Annotated in this window: 18 protein-coding genes; 13 read left to right on the top strand and 5 right to left on the bottom strand. The window is 73.1% G+C overall.

Going from position 1 to position 18,281, the window contains the following annotated elements:
• Positions 1–33 precede the first annotated feature (33 nt).
• Genes DCI01S_RS02530 through cofC form a run of 3 tightly spaced genes read right to left on the bottom strand, consistent with a single transcriptional unit; the run spans position 34 to position 3,754 of the window.
• Entirely contained in the window at positions 34–948 is a 915-nt protein-coding gene (locus DCI01S_RS02530; protein ID WP_061227783.1) for an NUDIX hydrolase, read from the bottom strand.
• Positions 945–3,041 carry an RNA degradosome polyphosphate kinase gene (locus tag DCI01S_RS02525; RefSeq protein ID WP_061227782.1) on the bottom strand — a complete coding sequence of 699 codons (2,097 nt, stop codon included), beginning with the start codon at positions 3,039–3,041 and terminating at the stop codon, positions 945–947. Before DCI01S_RS02525 ends, DCI01S_RS02530 begins: the two co-directional genes overlap by 4 nt.
• Positions 3,038–3,754: a 2-phospho-L-lactate guanylyltransferase gene (cofC, locus tag DCI01S_RS02520; protein WP_061227809.1), complete on the bottom strand. Its 717-nt coding sequence runs from the start codon at positions 3,752–3,754 to the stop codon at positions 3,038–3,040. Before cofC ends, DCI01S_RS02525 begins: the two co-directional genes overlap by 4 nt.
• Positions 3,755–3,861: 107 nt before the next feature.
• Between cofC and DCI01S_RS02515 the strand changes: the two genes are divergently transcribed.
• Together DCI01S_RS02515 and DCI01S_RS02510 are read left to right on the top strand one after the other, a co-directional pair.
• A complete protein-coding gene (locus DCI01S_RS02515) occupies positions 3,862–4,860 on the top strand; it encodes an NAD(P)H-dependent glycerol-3-phosphate dehydrogenase (RefSeq protein WP_007633229.1) in 999 nt (332 codons plus the stop codon).
• Between the two features lie 10 nt (positions 4,861–4,870).
• Complete coding sequence (locus DCI01S_RS02510) at positions 4,871–5,977, top strand: D-alanine--D-alanine ligase family protein (RefSeq protein ID WP_061227781.1); 1,107 nt, start codon at positions 4,871–4,873, stop codon at positions 5,975–5,977.
• 53 nt (positions 5,978–6,030) lie between these two features.
• On the opposite strand, the gene DCI01S_RS02505 is transcribed toward DCI01S_RS02510, so the two are convergent.
• On the bottom strand, positions 6,031–6,645 hold the full coding sequence (locus DCI01S_RS02505; RefSeq protein WP_061227780.1) for a DUF3515 domain-containing protein: 615 nt from the start codon (positions 6,643–6,645) through the stop codon (positions 6,031–6,033).
• Positions 6,646–6,757: 112 nt separating this feature from the next.
• On the opposite strand from DCI01S_RS02505, the gene thiL reads away from it, so the two are divergent.
• Genes thiL through DCI01S_RS02490 form a run of 3 tightly spaced genes read left to right on the top strand, consistent with a single transcriptional unit; the run spans position 6,758 to position 9,013 of the window.
• The gene (thiL, locus tag DCI01S_RS02500) at positions 6,758–7,780 is read left to right on the top strand and encodes a thiamine-phosphate kinase (RefSeq protein WP_232303024.1); all 1,023 of its coding nucleotides are present in this window, start codon (positions 6,758–6,760) and stop codon (positions 7,778–7,780) included.
• 9 nt (positions 7,781–7,789) lie between these two features.
• Positions 7,790–8,311, top strand: coding sequence for a gamma carbonic anhydrase family protein (locus tag DCI01S_RS02495; RefSeq protein ID WP_007633234.1), 522 nt, complete (start codon positions 7,790–7,792; stop codon positions 8,309–8,311).
• 3 nt (positions 8,312–8,314) lie between these two features.
• Positions 8,315–9,013 (top strand): uracil-DNA glycosylase, encoded by a 699-nt coding sequence (locus DCI01S_RS02490; protein ID WP_061227779.1) that lies wholly within the window; start codon positions 8,315–8,317, stop codon positions 9,011–9,013.
• Positions 9,014–9,069: 56 nt separating this feature from the next.
• On the opposite strand, the gene DCI01S_RS02485 is transcribed toward DCI01S_RS02490, so the two are convergent.
• Complete coding sequence (locus tag DCI01S_RS02485; protein ID WP_061227778.1) at positions 9,070–9,864, bottom strand: enoyl-CoA hydratase/isomerase family protein; 795 nt, start codon at positions 9,862–9,864, stop codon at positions 9,070–9,072.
• A gap of 127 nt (positions 9,865–9,991) precedes the next feature.
• Between DCI01S_RS02485 and DCI01S_RS02480 the strand changes: the two genes are divergently transcribed.
• From DCI01S_RS02480 to mutM, 8 genes are all read left to right on the top strand, one after another.
• The gene (locus DCI01S_RS02480) at positions 9,992–11,767 is read left to right on the top strand and encodes a fatty acid kinase ATP-binding subunit FakA (protein ID WP_061227777.1); all 1,776 of its coding nucleotides are present in this window, start codon (positions 9,992–9,994) and stop codon (positions 11,765–11,767) included.
• A complete protein-coding gene (gene recG, locus DCI01S_RS02475; protein WP_061227776.1) occupies positions 11,764–14,034 on the top strand; it encodes an ATP-dependent DNA helicase RecG in 2,271 nt (756 codons plus the stop codon). The genes DCI01S_RS02480 and recG overlap by 4 nt, the downstream gene beginning before the upstream one ends.
• Before the next feature lie 16 nt (positions 14,035–14,050).
• Positions 14,051–14,638 (top strand): 16S rRNA (guanine(966)-N(2))-methyltransferase RsmD, encoded by a 588-nt coding sequence (gene rsmD / locus DCI01S_RS02470; RefSeq protein WP_061227775.1) that lies wholly within the window; start codon positions 14,051–14,053, stop codon positions 14,636–14,638.
• On the top strand, positions 14,635–15,108 hold the full coding sequence (gene coaD / locus DCI01S_RS02465) for a pantetheine-phosphate adenylyltransferase (protein WP_061227774.1): 474 nt from the start codon (positions 14,635–14,637) through the stop codon (positions 15,106–15,108). The genes rsmD and coaD overlap by 4 nt, the downstream gene beginning before the upstream one ends.
• Positions 15,109–15,239: 131 nt before the next feature.
• On the top strand, positions 15,240–16,031 hold the full coding sequence (locus DCI01S_RS02460) for a DivIVA domain-containing protein (protein ID WP_061227773.1): 792 nt from the start codon (positions 15,240–15,242) through the stop codon (positions 16,029–16,031).
• 23 nt (positions 16,032–16,054) lie between these two features.
• Complete coding sequence (locus DCI01S_RS02455) at positions 16,055–16,654, top strand: YceD family protein (protein ID WP_061227772.1); 600 nt, start codon at positions 16,055–16,057, stop codon at positions 16,652–16,654.
• A complete protein-coding gene (rnc, locus tag DCI01S_RS02450) occupies positions 16,651–17,364 on the top strand; it encodes a ribonuclease III (protein ID WP_061227771.1) in 714 nt (237 codons plus the stop codon). Before DCI01S_RS02455 ends, rnc begins: the two co-directional genes overlap by 4 nt.
• A 1-nt stretch (position 17,365) precedes the next feature.
• Positions 17,366–18,277: a bifunctional DNA-formamidopyrimidine glycosylase/DNA-(apurinic or apyrimidinic site) lyase gene (gene mutM / locus DCI01S_RS02445; RefSeq protein WP_061227770.1), complete on the top strand. Its 912-nt coding sequence runs from the start codon at positions 17,366–17,368 to the stop codon at positions 18,275–18,277.
• Positions 18,278–18,281 lie beyond the last annotated feature (4 nt).

The following is an 18,281-nucleotide window of genomic DNA, read 5'->3' as shown; positions in this document are numbered from 1 at the left end:
CCCGGGCGGCCCGGTGACGGGGCCGCACGCGCCTCAGAACAGCGGCAGGGGGCTCGGGTAGTAGTCGGCGTGGACCACTGTCCCGCCGTCGAACCCCAGCACCCACACGCCGGCCTTCTTCGTGGACGCGTCGCCCACGTCGAGGCCGGCCGGCCCGGCCAGATCGCGGACCATCCCGGGGATGGCTGTGCCCTGCGAGGACACCGCGGCGATCCCCTCGGCGCCGGCGATCCGGGTCAGCCGTGACACGGCCGCGACGGGATCGTCGAGGTACGCCTCGTCGCTCAGCGCCGGCTCGGTCGAGATCGACGCCCCGAGCTCGTCGGCCAGCGGCGCGAGCGTCTGCTCGCACCGGACGCGAGGCGCGCTGTGGAGACGGGTGACACCGAACGCCCGCAGCATCGGCGCCAACATCTCGGCCTGCACCCGGCCGTTCTTCTCCAGCGGCCTCAGGTCGTCGTTACCGCCCCACTCGCTCCGGCGCCCCGCCTTGGCGTGCCGGACGAGCAGCAGGACCGACCGGGCGCGCGGCGCGTCGTCGAAGCGGGTGAGGATCTTCCGGTCGAGCGGGTAGGAGACGAGGCACTTGGCCTCGTCCACGGGCACCCAGCGGATCTCGTCGACCTCGGAGTTGGGGTGGAAGTCACCGCCGGTGGCCAGCGCCGACCAGTAGGTGACCTCTTTACGGGTGTTCTCCTTGAGGGGGTAGGCGGTCGTCCCGATCCGGGAGCGCAGCTCGGCGGCGAAGCCCGTCTCCTCCTCGATCTCGCGCACAGCGGTGACCGGCAGTGCTTCTCCGGCGTCGACCTTGCCCTTGGGGAGCGACCAGTCGTCGTAGCGCGGTCGGTGGACGACCGCACACAGCGGCGAATCGCCGTCCATCCGGTACAGGACCGCTCCGGCGGCCGGGACCACGCGGACCCTGGATTTCCCAGGCTTCGGGCTCATCGGTTACGGAACCCCGCGTGCTGGGAGGCCATTCGCTCCTGGTGATCGACCGAGTCGCCCCAGTCCTCCGGCGCCGGCATGCGTCGCCAGGTCGCGTCCGGCTGGAGGTGGAAGCTGCGGGTCGCCGGGTCGAGCGCCGAGTCGAAGATGCGGTGGATCTGCTCCTTGAGGCGGGGGTCGGTGACGGTGACCATCACCTCGACCCGGCGGTCGAGGTTGCGGTGCATCATGTCAGCGCTGCCGATGAACACCTCGTCCGCACCACGGAAGTGCAGGATCCGCGAGTGCTCGAGGAAGCGGCCGAGGATCGACCGGACGTGGATGTTCTCGCTCAGGCCCGGGACCCCGGCGCGGAGTGAACAGATGCCGCGCACCACGATTTCCACCGGCACGCCGGCCTGGGAGGCCCGGTACAGGGCGTCGATCACCTGCTCGTCCACCAGCGCGTTGGCCTTGAGTCGGATGCCCGCCTCGTGACCGTCCTCGACCAGGGCGATCTCGCGGTCGATCCGCTCGATGATGCCGGAGCGGATCCCCTCCGGCGCCACCAGCAGACGGCGGTATTTGCTCACGTTGGAGAACCCGGTGAGGTGGTTGAACAGGTCCGTCAGGTCCGACACGACCTCCTCGTCGGCCGTGAACAGCCCCACGTCCTCGTACAGCCGGGCCGTCTTGGGATTGTAGTTGCCCGTGCCGATGTGCGCGTACCGCTGGAGCCGGTCGCCCTCCTTGCGCACCACCAGGCAGGTCTTGCAGTGAGTCTTCAGGCCGAGCAGGCCGTAGACGACGTGGACGCCGGCCTGCTCCAGCTCGCGGGCCCACCGGATGTTGTTCTGCTCGTCGAACCGGGCCTTGATCTCCACCAGCGCGACCACCTGCTTGCCGGCCGCCGCGGCGTCGACGAGCGCGTTGACGATGGGGGAGTCACCGGAGGTCCGGTACAGGGTCTGCTTGATCGCCAGGACGTCCTCGTCCGCGGCGGCCTGCTCGATGAATCGCTGCACGGTCGTGGCGAACGAGTCGTAGGGGTGCTCGACGAGGACGTCGCACTCCTGGAGCGAGGCGAAGATGTTGCGGGCGGTTTCCCGCTCGCCGAAGGCCGGGGGAGTGGCCGGGACCATGGGCGGGTCCTTGAGGTCGGGCAGGTCCAGTCCGTGGATCTGCCACAGGCCGGTGAGGTCGAGCAGACCGGAGAACCGGATGACGTCGGCGGAGTCGACGTCGAGTTCCCGCTGCAGGATCCGCAGCATCCGCGGGGTCGTGTCCTCCGCGATCTCCAACCGCACCGCCGACCCGAACCGGCGGCGCGCCAGTTCGCGCTCGAGGGCCTGCAGCAGGTCCTCGTCGCGGTCCTCCTCGACCTCCATGTCCGCGTTGCGGGTCACCCGGAAGACATGGTGTTCGACGACCTCCATGCCCTGGAACAACTCGCCCAGGTGGGCGGCGATGATGTCCTCGGCGGGGACGAACGAGTACTCGTCCGGTCCGCCGCGGTCCACCCGGACGAAGCGCGGGACGTTGTGGGGGATCTTGACCCGGGCGAAGTGCTCCTGGCCCGAGTCGAGGTCGCGGATGATGACCGCGAGGTTGAGGCTCAGGCCCGAGATGTACGGGAACGGGTGCGCCGGGTCCACCGCCAGTGGGGTGAGCACCGGGAAGATCGAGTTGCGGAACAGCTCCGCCAGCGAGAACTTCTCGTCCGCGGTGAGGTCGGACCACGGGAGGATCCGGATGCCGTTCGCCTCCAGCTCCGGACGGATCTCGTCGCGGAACAACCGGGTCTGCTCGTCGCACAGCTCGCGCGTGCGCAGACTGATCCGCCCGAGCTGCTCGGCGGGCGTCTGGCCGTCCGCGGAGCGGACCGACAGCCCGGTCTTGTCACGTCTCTTGAGGCCGGCGACGCGCACCATGTAGAACTCGTCCAGGTTCGAGGCGAAGATCGCGAGGAACTTGGCCCGCTCCAGCAGTGGGAGGCCCTTCTCGCCGGCCAGCGCGAGCACGCGCGCGTTGAAGTCCAGCCAGCTCAGTTCACGGTTGAGATAACGGTCACGGGGCCGGGGCAGTTCCTGGAGGGCGTGCTGTTCTACGGTCACGGCACCATTGTGGCCGATACCCCGTCCGCGTGTGTCGCATGCCGTGTCGAGGGGTCGCGCAGCGCCCCGGCCGTGGCGGCGCCGACGTCACGGGCCGAGAGGGTGGCGAGATCGGCAGGGATGTCGACGTCCCGGCTCGCCGCGGCGAGATCGGCCGCCACGCCGACGGTCACGGCCCCGCCCGCGCGGAACCGGGCCGCGGAGTCGGGGCCGAACCGGCACACCCGGGAGTCGGGCGCGCCCGTCCAGAACGCCATCGTCGTCCCCGCCCCGCGATGGTCCGCGACCGTCGAATGGGGATGCCGCTCGGCGGAGGCGAGGATGCGCGCGAGGTGATGCGGGCGGAGCTCGGGCAGATCGGCGGCGACGACCCCGACCGGTCCGGGGACGCCGGCGAGCGCGGCCGTCAGGGCGGCGTTGAGGGGATCGACGTGGGAACGGGGCAGAGAGGGCTCGGGGACGAACTCCGCGCCGACCCGGGCCGCCAGGTCCCGGACGAGCGGATCGGCGGCCGAGACGACGCGGACCCGACCGACACCGGGGGCGGCGAGGCAAGAGCGCAGCACGTCGGTGGCCATCGCCAGCACCAGGGCTTTCCGCCCGGCCGACGGCAGAGCCGGGTCCAGGCGACTCTTCGCGCGGTCCAGCGCCTTGACGGGGACGACGATCGTCCAGCCGTCAGTGCCGGTCGCGCTGCCCTCAGCTGTGCTCATCGACCGCCATCCTGCCAGTCGCGCCTCGGCGGCGTCCCGCGCCGGGTAGCGTTTGCCGGGATCCACCGCGGTCGGCGGGCAGGGACGACGAGGGCCGGGAGGCGAAGATGGCGCGGATCGCGGTGATGGGAGCGGGGTCCTGGGGGACCGCGGTCGGCAAGGTGCTCGCCGATGCCGGGTCCGAGGTCGTGATGTGGGCGCGCCGCGAGGAGGTGGCGGCGGACATCAACGGCGCGCACTGCAACCCGACCTACCTGCCCGACATCGTGCTGCCCGCGAGCGTGTCGGCGTCCACCGATCCCGCGGAGGTCCTCGAGGGCGCCGAGGAGGTCGTGCTCGCCGTGCCCTCGCAGAGCCTGCGCGGCAACCTCGAGACCTGGGTCCGGTCCTTCGAGCCCGACGCCGGCGTCATCTCGTTGGCCAAGGGCATCGAGACCGGCACCCTCATGCGCATCAGCGAGGTCGTGGCGGAGGTCGTCGGTCTGCCGGAGTCCCGCATCGCCGCGCTGTCCGGCCCGAATCTCGCCCGCGAGATCGCCGAGGGACAGCCCGCCGCCACGGTGATCGCGTGTTCGGACGAGGAGCGGGCCGCGCGCCTCCAGGACGCGTTCTCCACCCCGTACTTCCGGCCGTACACCAACACCGACGTCGTGGGATGCGAGATCGGCGGCGCCACCAAAAACGTCATCGCGTTGGTGTGCGGGATCGCCACCGGGATGGGCCTGGGGGACAACACCATGGCCACCCTCGTCACGCGGGGGCTGGCCGAGACCACCCGGCTCGGGGTGGCGCTGGGGGCCAACCAGATGACGTTCGCCGGGCTGGCCGGGCTGGGCGACCTCGTGGCCACCTGCACCTCGCCGCTGTCGCGCAACCGGACCTTCGGGGAACGGCTGGGCCGCGGCGAGACCCTCGAGCAGGCGCAGCGGGCGACCAACGGCCAGGTCGCCGAAGGGGTCAAGTCGTGCACCTCGATCCGCGAGCTGGCCCGGCGGGCCGGGGTCGAGATGCCGCTCACCGAGGCCGTCCACGAGATCTGCCACGAGGGCGGCGACGCCGTGGAGGTGGCGGTGCGCCTCATGAGACGCAGCACCAAGCCCGAGTAGCCTCGGCCCGGTGAATCGCATCACCGTCGCAGTCCTCTACGGTGGCCGCAGCTCCGAGCACTCCGTGAGTTGCGTGTCCGCCGGTGCCGTCATGGGTCACCTCGACCGCTCCCGCTACGAGGTGATCCCCGTCGGCATCACCGAAGCCGGGGCGTGGACCCTCGGCTCCGACGACACGGCGGACCTGCGCATCGCCGACCGGATCATGCCCGTGGTCGACGCCGGCCGTCCGCGGGTGGCCCTCGGACTGTCCACCGACGACCGCGGCGTGCTGCGGTTCGCCGACGGCGACCGGGCCGGGCAGGAGATCGCCCGGGTGGACGTGGTCTTCCCGGTCATGCACGGCACGCACGCCGAGGACGGGACCATCCAGGGGCTGCTGGAGCTGTCCGGCATCCCGTACGTCGGGCCGGGTGTGTTCGCCAGCGCCGCGGGGATGGACAAGGAGTTCACCAAGGTCGTGCTGGGCGCGGCCGGGCTCCCGATCGGCCGTCAGGTCGTCCTGCGGCCCGGCACCGCGACGCTCTCGCCCGCCGACCGCGACCGTCTGGGGCTGCCGCTCTTCGTCAAGCCGGCCCGCGGCGGTTCGTCCATCGGCATCACCAAGGTCTCTCGGGCGGCCGACCTCGACGCCGCGATCGCCGAGGCCCGCCGCTTCGACGAGAAGGTGATCGTCGAGGCTGCGATCGTCGGCCGCGAGATCGAGTGCGGCGTGTTGGAGTACCCGGACGGCCGGGTCGAGGCGAGCCTGCCGGCCGAGCTGCACATCCCCGGCGAACCGACCGGGGTGGAGGGCGAGACGGAGGGCGACGCCTTCTACGACTTCGACACCAAGTACCTCGACGACGTGACGACCTTCGATCTGCCCGCCGACCTCCCGGCGGAGCAGACCGAGCAGCTACGGACCCTGGCGGTCGAGGCGTTCCACGCCCTCGACGCCCGCGGCCTCAGCCGCGTGGACTTCTTCGTCACCGCCGAGGGGCCGGTGATCAACGAGGTCAACACGATGCCGGGATTCACCCCGATCTCGATGTACCCGCAGATGTGGGCGGCGACCGGGGTCGACTACGAGAGCCTGCTCGACACCCTGATCCGCACCGCGATCACCCGCGGCTGACCTCAGGGCGCGGTGGGGCCCTGCCGAGGGGCGTCGTGGCGCCGTCGGGCGTGTCAGCCCACCGGGGCCGGGTCCGGCTCGACCTCCTCGAGCACGGCGGTGATGGCGTCGGACAGGTCCTGGATCGGGCCGGTGCCGCTGCCCTCGGGCAGGGTCACCGCCACGTACTGCGGGCGGTCGACGGCCACCCAGGTGGAGGCCGTGACGGCCGGATCCGGATCGGGCTCGTTGAACCACTGCACGCCGTTGACCGCCTGCAGCGCCACGCCGACCGTGAACGTCGGCGGGGCCGGCATCCCACACCGCACGATGACCGGCTCGGCGTCCGGCATCCGGTACGCGGCCGTCCCCTCGGGCGCCGGCTCGACCAGCGCCACCCGGGCGGCGTCGCCGAGCGACTCCGGCAGCTGTTCGATCAGGGCGACGCACTCCTCGGACCCCGCGCCCGGGGCCGGGATGGCGACGGCGGCCACCGGCTCGCTCGCGGCCTCCTCGGCCGCCTCGTCGCCGATGCCGCGCACCATCACCAGCACCACCGCCAGCATCGCGAGGGGGATGACGACGGCGAGCGCCACCACGATCTTCGAGACCGGCGCCGCGGACGCGGTGCCCGCATCCCTCGGTCCGGCGTCGTACCGGTCGGCCGGATCCGAATCCCTCGAAGCCACGTCGCGTCGTCCTTCCTCCCACGGCGACCGGCCCGGGGCGCGGCCGCTAGCCTGACGGCAACGCTACAGACCCACGCCGGAGCTCCCGGCGTGGGACTCCACGGGGAAAGGGGTGGCCGCCGTGTCGGACCGGGCCGGGACCTGGATGCATGCGGTCAGCCCCGACCGGGATCTGACCGTCGCACGGGCGGGGGAGGCGGCGGTTCTCGCCGTTCTCAGCGGGCCGGGCGACGGCCACCCGGACGATCCCGTGGGCAACGGGGACGACGCGGCGGTGCTGGGGCCGGCGGAGGCGACGGTGGTCACCACCGACATGCTCGTCGAGGGCACCCACTTCCGACTGGACTTCACCGGCTGGGCCGACCTGGGGCGCCGGGCGGTGGCCCAGAACGTCTCCGACGTCCTGGCGATGGGCGCCGACTGCACCCGGGTGCTCGTCGCCCTCGCCGTACCCGCCGGGACGACCATGCGGCAGATCGAGGACCTCGCCGCGGGGATCCACGGGGAAGCCGCCCGATCCGGTGCCGTCGTGGTGGGCGGCGATCTCACCAGGGCCGACCTCGTCGTCGTCGGCGTCACCGCGCTCGGCACCCTCCCGCGCGGCGCGCGACCACTGCGGATCGACGGCGCGCGGCCCGGGGACACCGTCGCACTCACCGGGACCCCCGGGCGCTCGGCGGCCGGCCTCGCCCTCCTCCTCGCCGGACACCCACACGGACCTCTACAGCAGTCGCACCGCGTCCCGGTGCCCCCGGTCGGGCTCGGGACCGCGGCGCGCCTCGCCGGCGCCCGGTCCCTCACCGACGTCAGCGACGGCCTGCTGCGTGACCTGTCGGGCCTGGCGCGCGCGTCGGGCGTAGCTGCCGATCTCACCATGGACGCGCTCCCCGTCGACCCCCTCCTGTACGAGGCCGCCGGGGCGCTCGGTGCGGCCGACCCCGACGCGCAGGTCACCGACTGGGTGCTCGACGGCGGCGAGGACCACGGCCTGCTCGGCACCTTCCCGCCCGGGGTCGCCCCGCCGGCCGGGTTCACGGTGATCGGCACCGTCCGGGCCGGTGAGCCGGGGCGCGTCACCCTCGACGGCGAGCCGCGGGTCCCCGGGGGCTGGGACTCGGCGCGGGGCGCGAACTAGGGTGGACGCATGGCCGTCTACGCACTCGGAGACCTCGAACCCGATATCGCCCCCGACGCGTGGGTGCACCCCGACGCGGTGGTCATCGGGCGGGTGACCCTCGGGCCCGGCGTCTCCGTGTGGCCCACCGCCGTGCTCCGCGGGGACTACGGGCGCATCGAGGTCGGCGCCATGTCCAACATCCAGGACGGCACCATCGTGCACTGCACGGCGACCGACGCGACGATCATCGGTGAGCACTGCGTGGTCGGGCACAACGCCCACATCGAGGGCGCGACCATCGGCGACCGCACGCTGATCTCGTCCGGGTCGATCGTTCTCAACGGCGCCGTCATCGGCTCGGGCGCCGTCGTCGCCGCGGGATGCCTGGTGCCCCCGCGGTTCGAGCTGCCCGACCGCCGCATGGCGATGGGCATGCCCGCGAAGATCCGGGAGGGCCACGAGGTCGACCCCGCGATGCTCGAGGGCAACACGCAGATGTACCACGACAACGCCATGCGCTACCGCGCCGACCTGCGACGCCTCGACTGACCGGTGAGCACACGACGCGCCCCCGCGCCGCTCGCCGACCTCCTCGACCCCGGCTGGGCGGAGGCCCTGGCCCCGGTCGAGGAGCGGATCCACCGGATGGGCGACTTCCTCCGCGCCGAGAACGCCGCCGGCCGGGGCTTCCTGCCGGCCGCCGACCACGTCCTGAGGGCGTTCACCCAGCCGTTCGACGACGTCCGCGTGCTCATCGTGGGCCAGGATCCCTACCCCACGCCCGGCCATCCGATCGGACTGAGCTTCGCGGTCGAGGCGGACGTGCGCCCGCTGCCACGCAGTCTGGTCAACATCTACCGCGAGTACACCGACGATCTCGGGCTGCCGGCCCCCGCACACGGTGACCTCGGCGCGTGGACCCGGGCGGGGGTGCTGCTCCTCAACCGGGTGCTCACCGTGGCCCCCGGCGAACCCGCCTCCCACCGCCGCAAGGGCTGGGAGGAGATCACCCAGCGGGCGATCGAGGCGCTCGTCGAGCGCGAGCGACCCATGGTGGCGATCCTGTGGGGGCGTGACGCGCAGTCACTGACGCCGATGCTCGGCGACACCCCGGTCATCGCCTCTGCGCACCCCTCACCCCTGTCGGCGTCGCGGGGCTTCTTCGGCTCCAGGCCGTTCAGCCGCGCGAACGAGGAGCTCCGTCGACTCGGCGTGGAGCCGGTCGACTGGAGTCTCCCCGACGAGCCCTGACAGGCGTAGAGGCAGACCGTTTCCGGCGGGCCGGCCGGCCGGCCCGCCCTGCCGCGTCAGCGCCCGCCGAACTCCGGTGTGCGCTTGGCGACGAAGGCATCCACGCCCTCCACCCCGTCGGGGGAGACCGCCAGGCGGGCGATGGAATCCCGCTCGGCGTCGAGCTGCTCGGCGAGCGTCGCGGACTCCGAGGCACGGAGCAGGGCCTTGGCGGCCGCGTGGGACTCGCGGGGCCCGGCGGCCAGGCGCACGGCCAGCTCGCGCGCGGCCTCGCGGACGTCGCCCTCGACGAACGTTGTGAGCAGGCCCAGCTGGTACGCCCGCGCCCCGTCCATCGGCTCGTTGCCGACGATGAACGCCCGCGCCGCCCCCTGGCCGATCGCGCGGGGCAGGCGCCATGACATCCCGCCGTCAGGGGACAGGCCGATTCCCGGGTAGGCCGCCAGCAGTCGGGTGTCGGGGCCACCGACCGAGAAGTCCGCGGCCAGGACCAGCGAGGCTCCGGCGCCGGCCGCCCACCCCGCGACGGCGGCGACGATCGGCACGGGGAGCTCGTCGAGCTGACGGACGACCGCGTGGAGACGGTCGGCGAGCTCACGCACGTGCTCCGCGCGGTCGGGGGCCGCGGCGAAGCCCGGGACGTTGCCGCCCGCGCAAAAGTTCGCCCCCAGGCCCACCAGGAGGACCGCGCCGGCCTCGATATCACCCGCGAGCAGGGCGCGCAGCGCGACCGACGCCTGGTCGACCGCGTCGGAGTCCAGCGAGTTGCCCTTGCCCTCCAGCGAGATCGGGAGCGTGAGTACGCCCTCGGAGAGGGTGACGAGCGGGGTGTCGGCGAGGTCGAAGGTCATCGTGCTGCTCCCGGGTCGTATCGGCCGTCTCGGCTAGTCGGACGGCTGTCGAGTGGTGAGGGTACTAGGCTTGGCCGCGCCGGCCGGGAGTTGCACCACAGGGGTGGTCGTGTGGTGAGGAGGGGTGATGACGCAGGAGTCGACACATGTCGAGGACCGTCCGTCGACCCTCGACGCGCACGGACTGCTCACGTGGGCGCGGCGGTCGGTCGAGATGCTCGCCCTCCATCGCGAGGAGATCAACGCCCTCAACGTCTTCCCGGTGCCCGATTCGGACACCGGGACAAACCTGCTCTACACGATGCGCGCAGCCGTGGACCGTGCGGAGGGTGAGGACGCGTGGATCGCCGAGGGCGGCGGCACGGCGGGCGCCCGCGAGATCGCGGTCGCGCTCGGCCACGGCGCGGTCCACGGGGCGCGCGGCAACTCCGGGGTGATCCTGTCCCAGGTGCTCCGTGCGGTCGGTGAGGCGGCGACCTTCACCGTCGTCGACGCCTCGACCTACCGCCGGGCCCTGCGCACGGCGGTCACGCTCGTCGACCACGCGTTGAGCGACCCCGTGGAGGGAACCATCGTGACGGTCCTGCGCGAGGCCGCCTCGGCGGCGGGTCGCTCCTCGGCCCACTCGCTGGTCGAGGTGGCCCGCGCGGCGGCGGACGCCGGTGCGGGGGCCCTGGACCGCACCACCGCGCAGCTGCCGGCGCTGCGCCGTGCCGGGGTGGTCGACGCCGGCGGCCGGGGCCTGCTCGTCCTGCTCGACGCGATGGTCGAGGTGCTCACGGGACAGACGCCCGAGCGGCCGGAGTACTTCACGCCGTCCGAGCCCGCCGCCGCGGCGGCCGCGGTCGCGGCATCCGGTGGAGACGGCCGGCCCGGCGGCGCGGGAGCCGGTGAAACCTGCGACGCCGAGGGCGTCGGGCGCGGCACGCGCTACGAGGTGATGTACTCGCTGACCCACTCCGACGACGCGCGCGCCGACGAGCTGCGGTCGGCACTCCGGATGCTCGGCGACAGCGTGGTGGTGGTCGGCGACGGCGGCTCGGACGTCAACGCCAGGTGGGCGGTCCACGTCCACACCGACGACATCGGCTCGGCGATCGAGACGGCGCTGCCGCTGGGCCGAGTCACCGAGATCAGGGTCACGGACATGCTCGACCCGACCGGGGACGGCGGCCGGGACGCATCCGCCGACGACGCCGCGGGCGCGGGTACCGGCGGCGCCGCCCGGCGCGGCGGTGCCGGCGGCGAGCCGGGGGTGCGTCGTGTGGTGGCCGTCGTCCCGGACGGCCCGCTCGCCGAGCTGTTCGCGGGCGCGGGCGCCGCGACCGTCGACCCCGGCGAGGACGGGGAGGGTGTGGTCGACGCCGTGCTGGCCGTGGAGGCCGACGAGCTCCTCGTGCTGCCCAACGGGGAGCTCTCGCGCGACCGGATCAGCGCGCTCGACGCCGCCCTGCGGGACGCCGTCGGCCACGCGTTGATCCTGCCGACGGGATCGGTGGTCCAGGGGCTGGCCGCGCTCGCCGTGCACGACCCCACCACGACCCTGTCCCTGGACGGGTTCTCGATGGCCGACGCCGCGGCGGGCACCCGGCACGCGCACCTCGTCCGCGCCGAGCAGGACGCCCTCACCCTGGTCGGCCGGTGCGCGGCGGGCGACCTGCTCGGCGTTGTCGGCCACGACGTGGCGCTCATCGAAACCGACGCGGTCGAGGCCGTGTGCGCGCTGGTCGCCCGGATGCTGTCCGCCGGCGGGGAGCTCGTCACGGTGTTGTTCGGAGACGAGTACGACGAGGCGGCGACCGAGTCGGTGCTGTCCAGGCTGCGCAGCGCGCACCCCGACATCGAGGTCGTCGGCTACGCCGCGGGCCCGGGGCGGGCGCTGGCGCACGTCGGGGTCGAATGACGACGCTCGCCACCACGGACACGCCCCTGGTCGAGGTGCTCGACCCCGGGCTGGCGGAGCGGATCACCACGGCGTTCGGCCACCGGACCGTCGGGGACCTGCTGCACACCCTGCCGCGGCGCTACCGCCAGCACGGGCAACGCTACGACAAGCGGCAGCTCGTCGACGGCGAGCGCGTGACGGTCATCGGCACGGTCACCACGGCCCGGACGAGGACGTACCACACCAAGAAGGGCCAGCCCCGGGAGATGCTCACGCTCACCGTGGAGGACGGCGACACGGAGTTCCGGGTGGTCTTCTTCGCCGGTCGTAGCATCAAGTACCTGCTCCCGGTGGGCACCCTCGCCATGTTCGACGGCACCGTGTCGCATTTCCGTCGCGCGCCGGACCTCAAGCACCCCGAGTTCCTGGTGCTGCGGCCGGTCTCCGGGCAGGGCGGGCAGCTCAAGGGATCGGGTGACCTCGCGGCGCTGGCCCGGCTCGCGGCGGAGATCGACGCCGAGGGTGGGCCGAGCCTGTTCGACCGCCCGCTGCTGCCCGTCTACGCCGCGAAGGAGGGCGTCACCTCCTGGGATCTGCTCGGCGCGGTCGTGACCGCGTTGCGGGCCCTGGTGCCGGTGGTCGACCCCCTGGACGACACCGTGCGCTCGGCGGCGGGGTTGATGGGGCTGGACGAGGCGCTGCGCAAGGCCCATCTGCCCGAGAACGCGCGGGAGAAGGACCACGCGGGCCACCGGCTGCGCTTCGACGAGGCGCTCGCCCTGCAGCTGCTGCTCGGCGCGCGGCGCCGGTTCGTCGCGCGGGACCCGGCGCCGGCGAGCCCGGTGCGCGACGACGGTATCCGTGCGGCGATGGGCGCCCGCATGCCGTTCGAGCTCACCGACGGACAGAAGGCCGTGCTGGAGGAGATCTCCGCCGACCTGGCGCGGGACGAGCCCATGAACCGGCTCCTGCAGGGTGAGGTCGGCTCGGGCAAGACCGTGGTCGCGCTGCTCGCGATGCTGCAGGTGCTCGACGCCGGACGGCAGTGCGTCATGCTCGCCCCCACCGAGGTCCTGGCGGTCCAGCACCACCGGTCACTCACGGCGATGCTCGGTGACCTCGGCGAGCGCGGTCGGCTGGGCGCCGCCGACGAGGCCACCCGCGTCGTGCTGCTCACAGGGTCGATGTCGACCGCCCAGCGGCGGGCGGCCCTGCTCGACATCGTCACCGGTGAGGCGGGGATCGTCGTGGGCACCCACGCCCTGATCCAGGACTCGGTGGACTTCTTCGACCTGGGCCTGGTGGTGGTGGACGAGCAGCATCGCTTCGGGGTGCGCCAGCGTGACCGCCTGCGGTCCAAGGGCCGCGCCGGCATGGTGCCGCACCTGCTGGTGATGACCGCGACCCCCATCCCGCGGACGATCGCCATGACGGTGTTCGGCGACCTGGAGGTCTCCGAGCTCGACGAGCTCCCCGGGGGTCGGCGTCCGATCTCGACGTCCGTCGTGCCCGCACGCGAGCGGCCGGCGTGGTTGGCGCGGGCGTGGGAGCGGGTGCGCGAGGAGGTGGCCGCCGGCCACCGGGCGTACGTGGTGTGTTCCCGCATCGACGCCGACGACGGCAGGTCCGACGACGCGACGAAGGGGGACGACGACGAGGGCGGCGACAGACCGCCGTTGGTCGCCGCCGTGGATCTGCACGAGTACCTGTCCACCGGCCCGCTGGCCGGGCTGAGAATCGGCCTCCTGCACGGCCGGCTCCCGTCGGAGGAGAAGGACGCCACCATGGCCGATTTCGCCGCGGGCCGCCTCGACGTGCTCGTGTCCACGACCGTCATCGAGGTCGGTGTGGACGTCCCCGAGGCCACGGTCATGGTGGTGATGGACGCCGAGCGTTTCGGTGTGAGCCAGCTCCACCAGCTGCGCGGTCGGGTCGGCCGCGGCGGGCTGCCGGGTCTGTGTCTGCTCGTGACCAACTCCCGCGCGGGGAGTCGGTCCATGGAGCGGCTCGACGCGGTCGCCGCCACGACCGACGGGTTCGTCCTGGCCCAACTGGACCTCGTCCAACGGCGCGAGGGGGACGTCCTGGGGGACGCGCAGTCCGGGGCGCTGTCAGCGCTACGGCTGCTGTCGGTGGTCGACGACGGCGACGTCATCGAGATCGCCCGCCGCCACGCCGAGGAGATCCTCGAGGCGGACCCGGGGCTGCACCGGCACCCCGCGCTCGCCGAGCGGGTCCGCCGACTGGCCGGCTCCGAGGAATCCGACTACCTGTTCAGATACTGACTCGACGGGAACCCCAATGACCCGCATCATCTCCGGCCGCCTGCGCGGGCTGTCGATCATCGTGCCGCCGGCCGGGACACGGCCCACGACCGACCGGGTCCGCGAGGCGCTGTTCAGCGCCATCGAGAGCCGGGTGGACCTCGACGGCGCCGCCGTCCTCGACCTGTTCGCCGGCTCCGGGGCGCTCGGGCTCGAAGCCCTGTCCCGGGGAGCCGACACCGCGTGGTTCGTCGAGGAGAACCCCCGGGCGGTGGCCTGCCTGAAGAAGAACACCGCAGGGGCCTCGTCGTCGTCCCCCTCCCTGCGCACCACCGTCAGACGGGCGGCCCTCCCGGCAGCCGTCGAGGGCGACTGCCCCGTGCCCGGCGGGTTCCACCTGGTCCTGGCCGACCCGCCGTACGAGCGCTCGGCCGTGCTCGACGAGCCGGTCCTGGGCGCTCTGCTCGAGGGGGGCTGGCTCGCGGAGGACGCCCTGGTGGTGTGGGAGCGCTCGAAGCGGGACCCCGCCGTGCGCTGGCCCGCCGGCTACGACGTGATCTTCGAGCGCACGTACGGGGAGACCACGATCGAGATGGCCAGGCCGGTTGATACGGTCGCCCCATGATGACCGTCGTGTGCCCAGGCTCCTTCGACCCGGTGACCCTCGGGCACCTCGACATCATCCGCCGCGCCGCGGAGCTGTTCGACGACGTGATCGTGTGCGTGGTCGCCAACCCCAACAAGCAGGGCACCTTCACGATCGACGAGCGCAAGGCGCTCATCGACGAGGTGTGCGCGGACATGCCCGGCGTGCGGGTGGACAGCTTCTACGGACTGCTCGTGGACTACTGCCGGGACCAGGGGGCGACGGCCGTCATCAAGGGCCTGCGCGACTCCACCGACTACGACTACGAGCTGCCGATGGCGCACATGAACCGGTCCATCGCGGGCGTCGACACCGTCTTCCTGCCGACGAGGGCCGACCTGGCGTTCGTGTCGTCGTCGCTGTGCCGCGAGGTCACCCGGCTCGGCGGCGACGTCTCGCATCTGCTGCCGGAGCCGGTCGCCGTCGCGCTGCGGCAGCGCCTGGGCTGAACCGTCGCGCTGCGGGAACGCCTCGGCCGAAATCGCCCGACCACCGGACACACCGCCGCCGCACCGGCCCGCCGCCGTGTGTTGCGGGCACACTGATGGGACGAATGAGACGATCCGGTGAAGGGACGAGCGTGTACCGAGTGTTCCAGGCCCTCGACGAGCTGAACGCGATGATCGAGGACGCCCGCAGTCTGCCCATGACCGCGAACTGTGTGGTGCCCCGGCACGAGTCCCTGCTGTTGCTCGACGACATCCGCGACTCCTTCCCCGGTGAACTCGACGACGCCCAGGACGTGCTGGACCAGCGCGACCGGGTGCTCGCGGAGGCCGACGCCACCGCCCGCGAGACCATCGCCGCCGCGGACGCCGAGGCGGACCGGACCCTGCGCGACGCCCGCGAGGCCGCCGACGCGATGCTCGCCGACGCCAAGTCCCGCGCCGACCGCATGGTCGCCGAGGCCACCGCGCACGCCGACGGGCTCGTCGGCGACGCCCGTGCCGAGGCCGCCGAACTGCTGGACCGGTCACGCCGGGACGCCGAGTCCACCACCACCCGCGCCCGCGCCGAGGCCGACCGGCTGGTCGAGCAGGCCAACATCCTCTACGACCGCACGATCACCGAGGCCCGCCAGGAGCAGCAGCGCATGCTGTTCGAGTCCGAGGTCGTGCGGATCGCCGACGAGGAGGCCGCCCGCGTGCGCGACGCCGCCCACGCCGAGAGCGAGCGTCGGCGCGAGGAGTGCGACGCCTACATCGACGAGAAGATGGCCCGCTTCGAGGAGTTCCTCGGGTCGACGCTGCGCACCGTCGCCCGCGGCCGCGAGGAACTGCACGGTGTCGCGCCCACCGCGCGGCGCGATCCGGCCGCCCGCAGGGGCACCCGTGACGACGAGCGCTTCGGCGACGGGTACGGGGACTACTGAGTCAGGCGGGTAGTCTGCTGGGCGTGTCCACCACCTCCCGCACCCCCCGCCACGGCCGCCCGGCCGCCGATTCGCTCGTCCTCGACACCCGCGTGCTGTCCCGCACACCCGGCGCGATGGAGCCGGTGCGGCGCGCCGCCGTGCTGCCCTCCGACATCGGCGTCGAGCTCATCCGGATCCCGAGCGGGTCGCAGGTCGAGCTGGACCTCATGATGACGTTCGTCGACGAGGGTGTGCTGGTCACCGGGGCGGTCAGCGGCCGGGCCGACGTCGAGTGCGCGCGCTGCCTCGGTGAGTTCACCACCGACGTCGCCGTCGAGTTGACCGAGATGTACGCGACCCCCGGGACCGCCGCGGCCGACGGCGCCGAGGAGGACGAGGTGCGCCTGCTCGACGGCGAGCTGATCGATCTCGAACCGGGCCTCGTCGACGCGTTCGGGCTCGAGTTCCCCATGTCGCCCACGTGCACCGACTACGGACACGACGAGTGCGTGAACCCCGAGACGCCCGCCCCGGACGGGGTCTCCGGCGAGGAGACCGGCCGCATCGACCCGCGTTGGGCCGGACTGGCGGAGAAGTTCGGCATGACCGATCCGGCCGACACCGACGGGGACCGCGCGTGACCGACCAGCCCTCCGCGCTGGACGCCGTCCTGGGCGTGGCCCTGCCCGCCGGCCTGGCGACCCAGGCGCTGACCCACCGCTCCTACGCCTACGAGCACGGGGGGCTGCCACACAACGAGCGCCTCGAGTTCCTCGGCGACGCCGTGCTGGAGCTCGTCGTGACGGAGTACCTCTACAACGCGTACCCGGATCGCCCCGAGGGCGACCTGGCCAAGATCCGCGCGAGCCTGGTCAACACCTACGTCCTGGCCGACATCGCCCGCGAGCTCGGCGACGGCGGACTGGGCCGGCACCTGCGGCTCGGCCGCGGGGAGGAGCTCACCGGCGGTCGGGACAAGCACTCGATCCTCGCCGACACCCTCGAGGCGGTGTTCGGGTCGGTCTACCTCACCCACGGCCTCGAGACGGCCCGCGGCCTGATCGAGAAGATCATCGGCGACCGCCTGACGGTCGTGCCCCATCTGGGCGCGGCGTTGGACTGGAAGACCAGTCTGCAGGAGAAGTGCGCGTCGCTCGGCCGGCCCAAGGCGCGGTACGAGATCACCTCGACGGGACCGGATCACGACAAGACCTTCGCCGCCGTGGTGTTCGTCGGCGACGACTCGCTCGGCGAGGGCACCGGCCGCACCAAGAAGGAGGCCGAGCAGAAGGCCGCCGAGCAGGCCTGGGCGGCCCTGGACGGGACCACGGCGGACCGGACCGCCGGCTGACGTGCCCGAACTTCCCGAGGTCGAGGTCGTCCGCCGGGGACTGGCCGATCACGTCGTGGGCCGCACGCTCGTCTCCGTCGAGGTCACCGGGGCGCGCACGGCCCGCCGCCAGCCCGGGGGCGCGGCCGAGATCGTCGCGCGGCTGACCGGGCGTACCGTCAGCGGGGCGCGGCGGCGCGGCAAGTACCTGTGGCTCACCCTCGACGGCGACGACGCGGCCGGTGCGGACTGCCTCCTGGTCCACCTGGGCATGAGCGGTCAGATGCTCGTCACGGGTGCGGGCGCACCGCCGGTGCGCCACCTGCACGCCCGGGCCGTCCTCGACGACGGCAACGAGCTCCGGTTCGTCGACCAGCGCACGTTCGGCGGGTGGACGGTCGTGCCGCTGGCCGGGGCCCGCGACGGCAGCGGGGTGCTGCTGCCCGCGCCGGCCGCGCACATCGCCGCGGACCCGTTCGAGTCCGCGTTCGATCCCGTCGCCGCCGCCCGGGTCATCCGACGCCGCGACACCGAGATCAAGCGACTCCTGCTGGACCAGACTGTCGTGTCCGGCATCGGCAACATCTACGCCGACGAAGCGCTGTGGCGCTCCGGCCTGCACGGGCGGCGACGATCCGGCGCGGTCACCCTGCGCGCCGTCACCGGCGTCCTCGAGCACGCGCGCGCGGTGATGGCCGACGCCCTCGAGGCCGGCGGCACGTCGTTCGACGCGCTGTACGTCAACGTCAACGGCGCCTCCGGGTACTTCGACCGGTCGCTCGACGTCTACGGCCGCGCGGGCCTGCCGTGCAGCCGCTGCGGGACCGCCGTCGTGCGCGAGGACTTCATGAGCCGGGGCTCGCACTTCTGCCCCGTGTGCCAGCCCGCGCCCCGCCGCCGGAGCGGGGCGCGTCGGCGCCCGGTCGTACGATGACCGC

It is taken from the genome of Dietzia cinnamea NBRC 102147, assembly GCF_001571065.1.
Classification (GTDB): domain Bacteria; phylum Actinomycetota; class Actinomycetes; order Mycobacteriales; family Mycobacteriaceae; genus Dietzia; species Dietzia cinnamea.
This window is presented reverse-complemented; position numbering and strand designations above follow the sequence as displayed.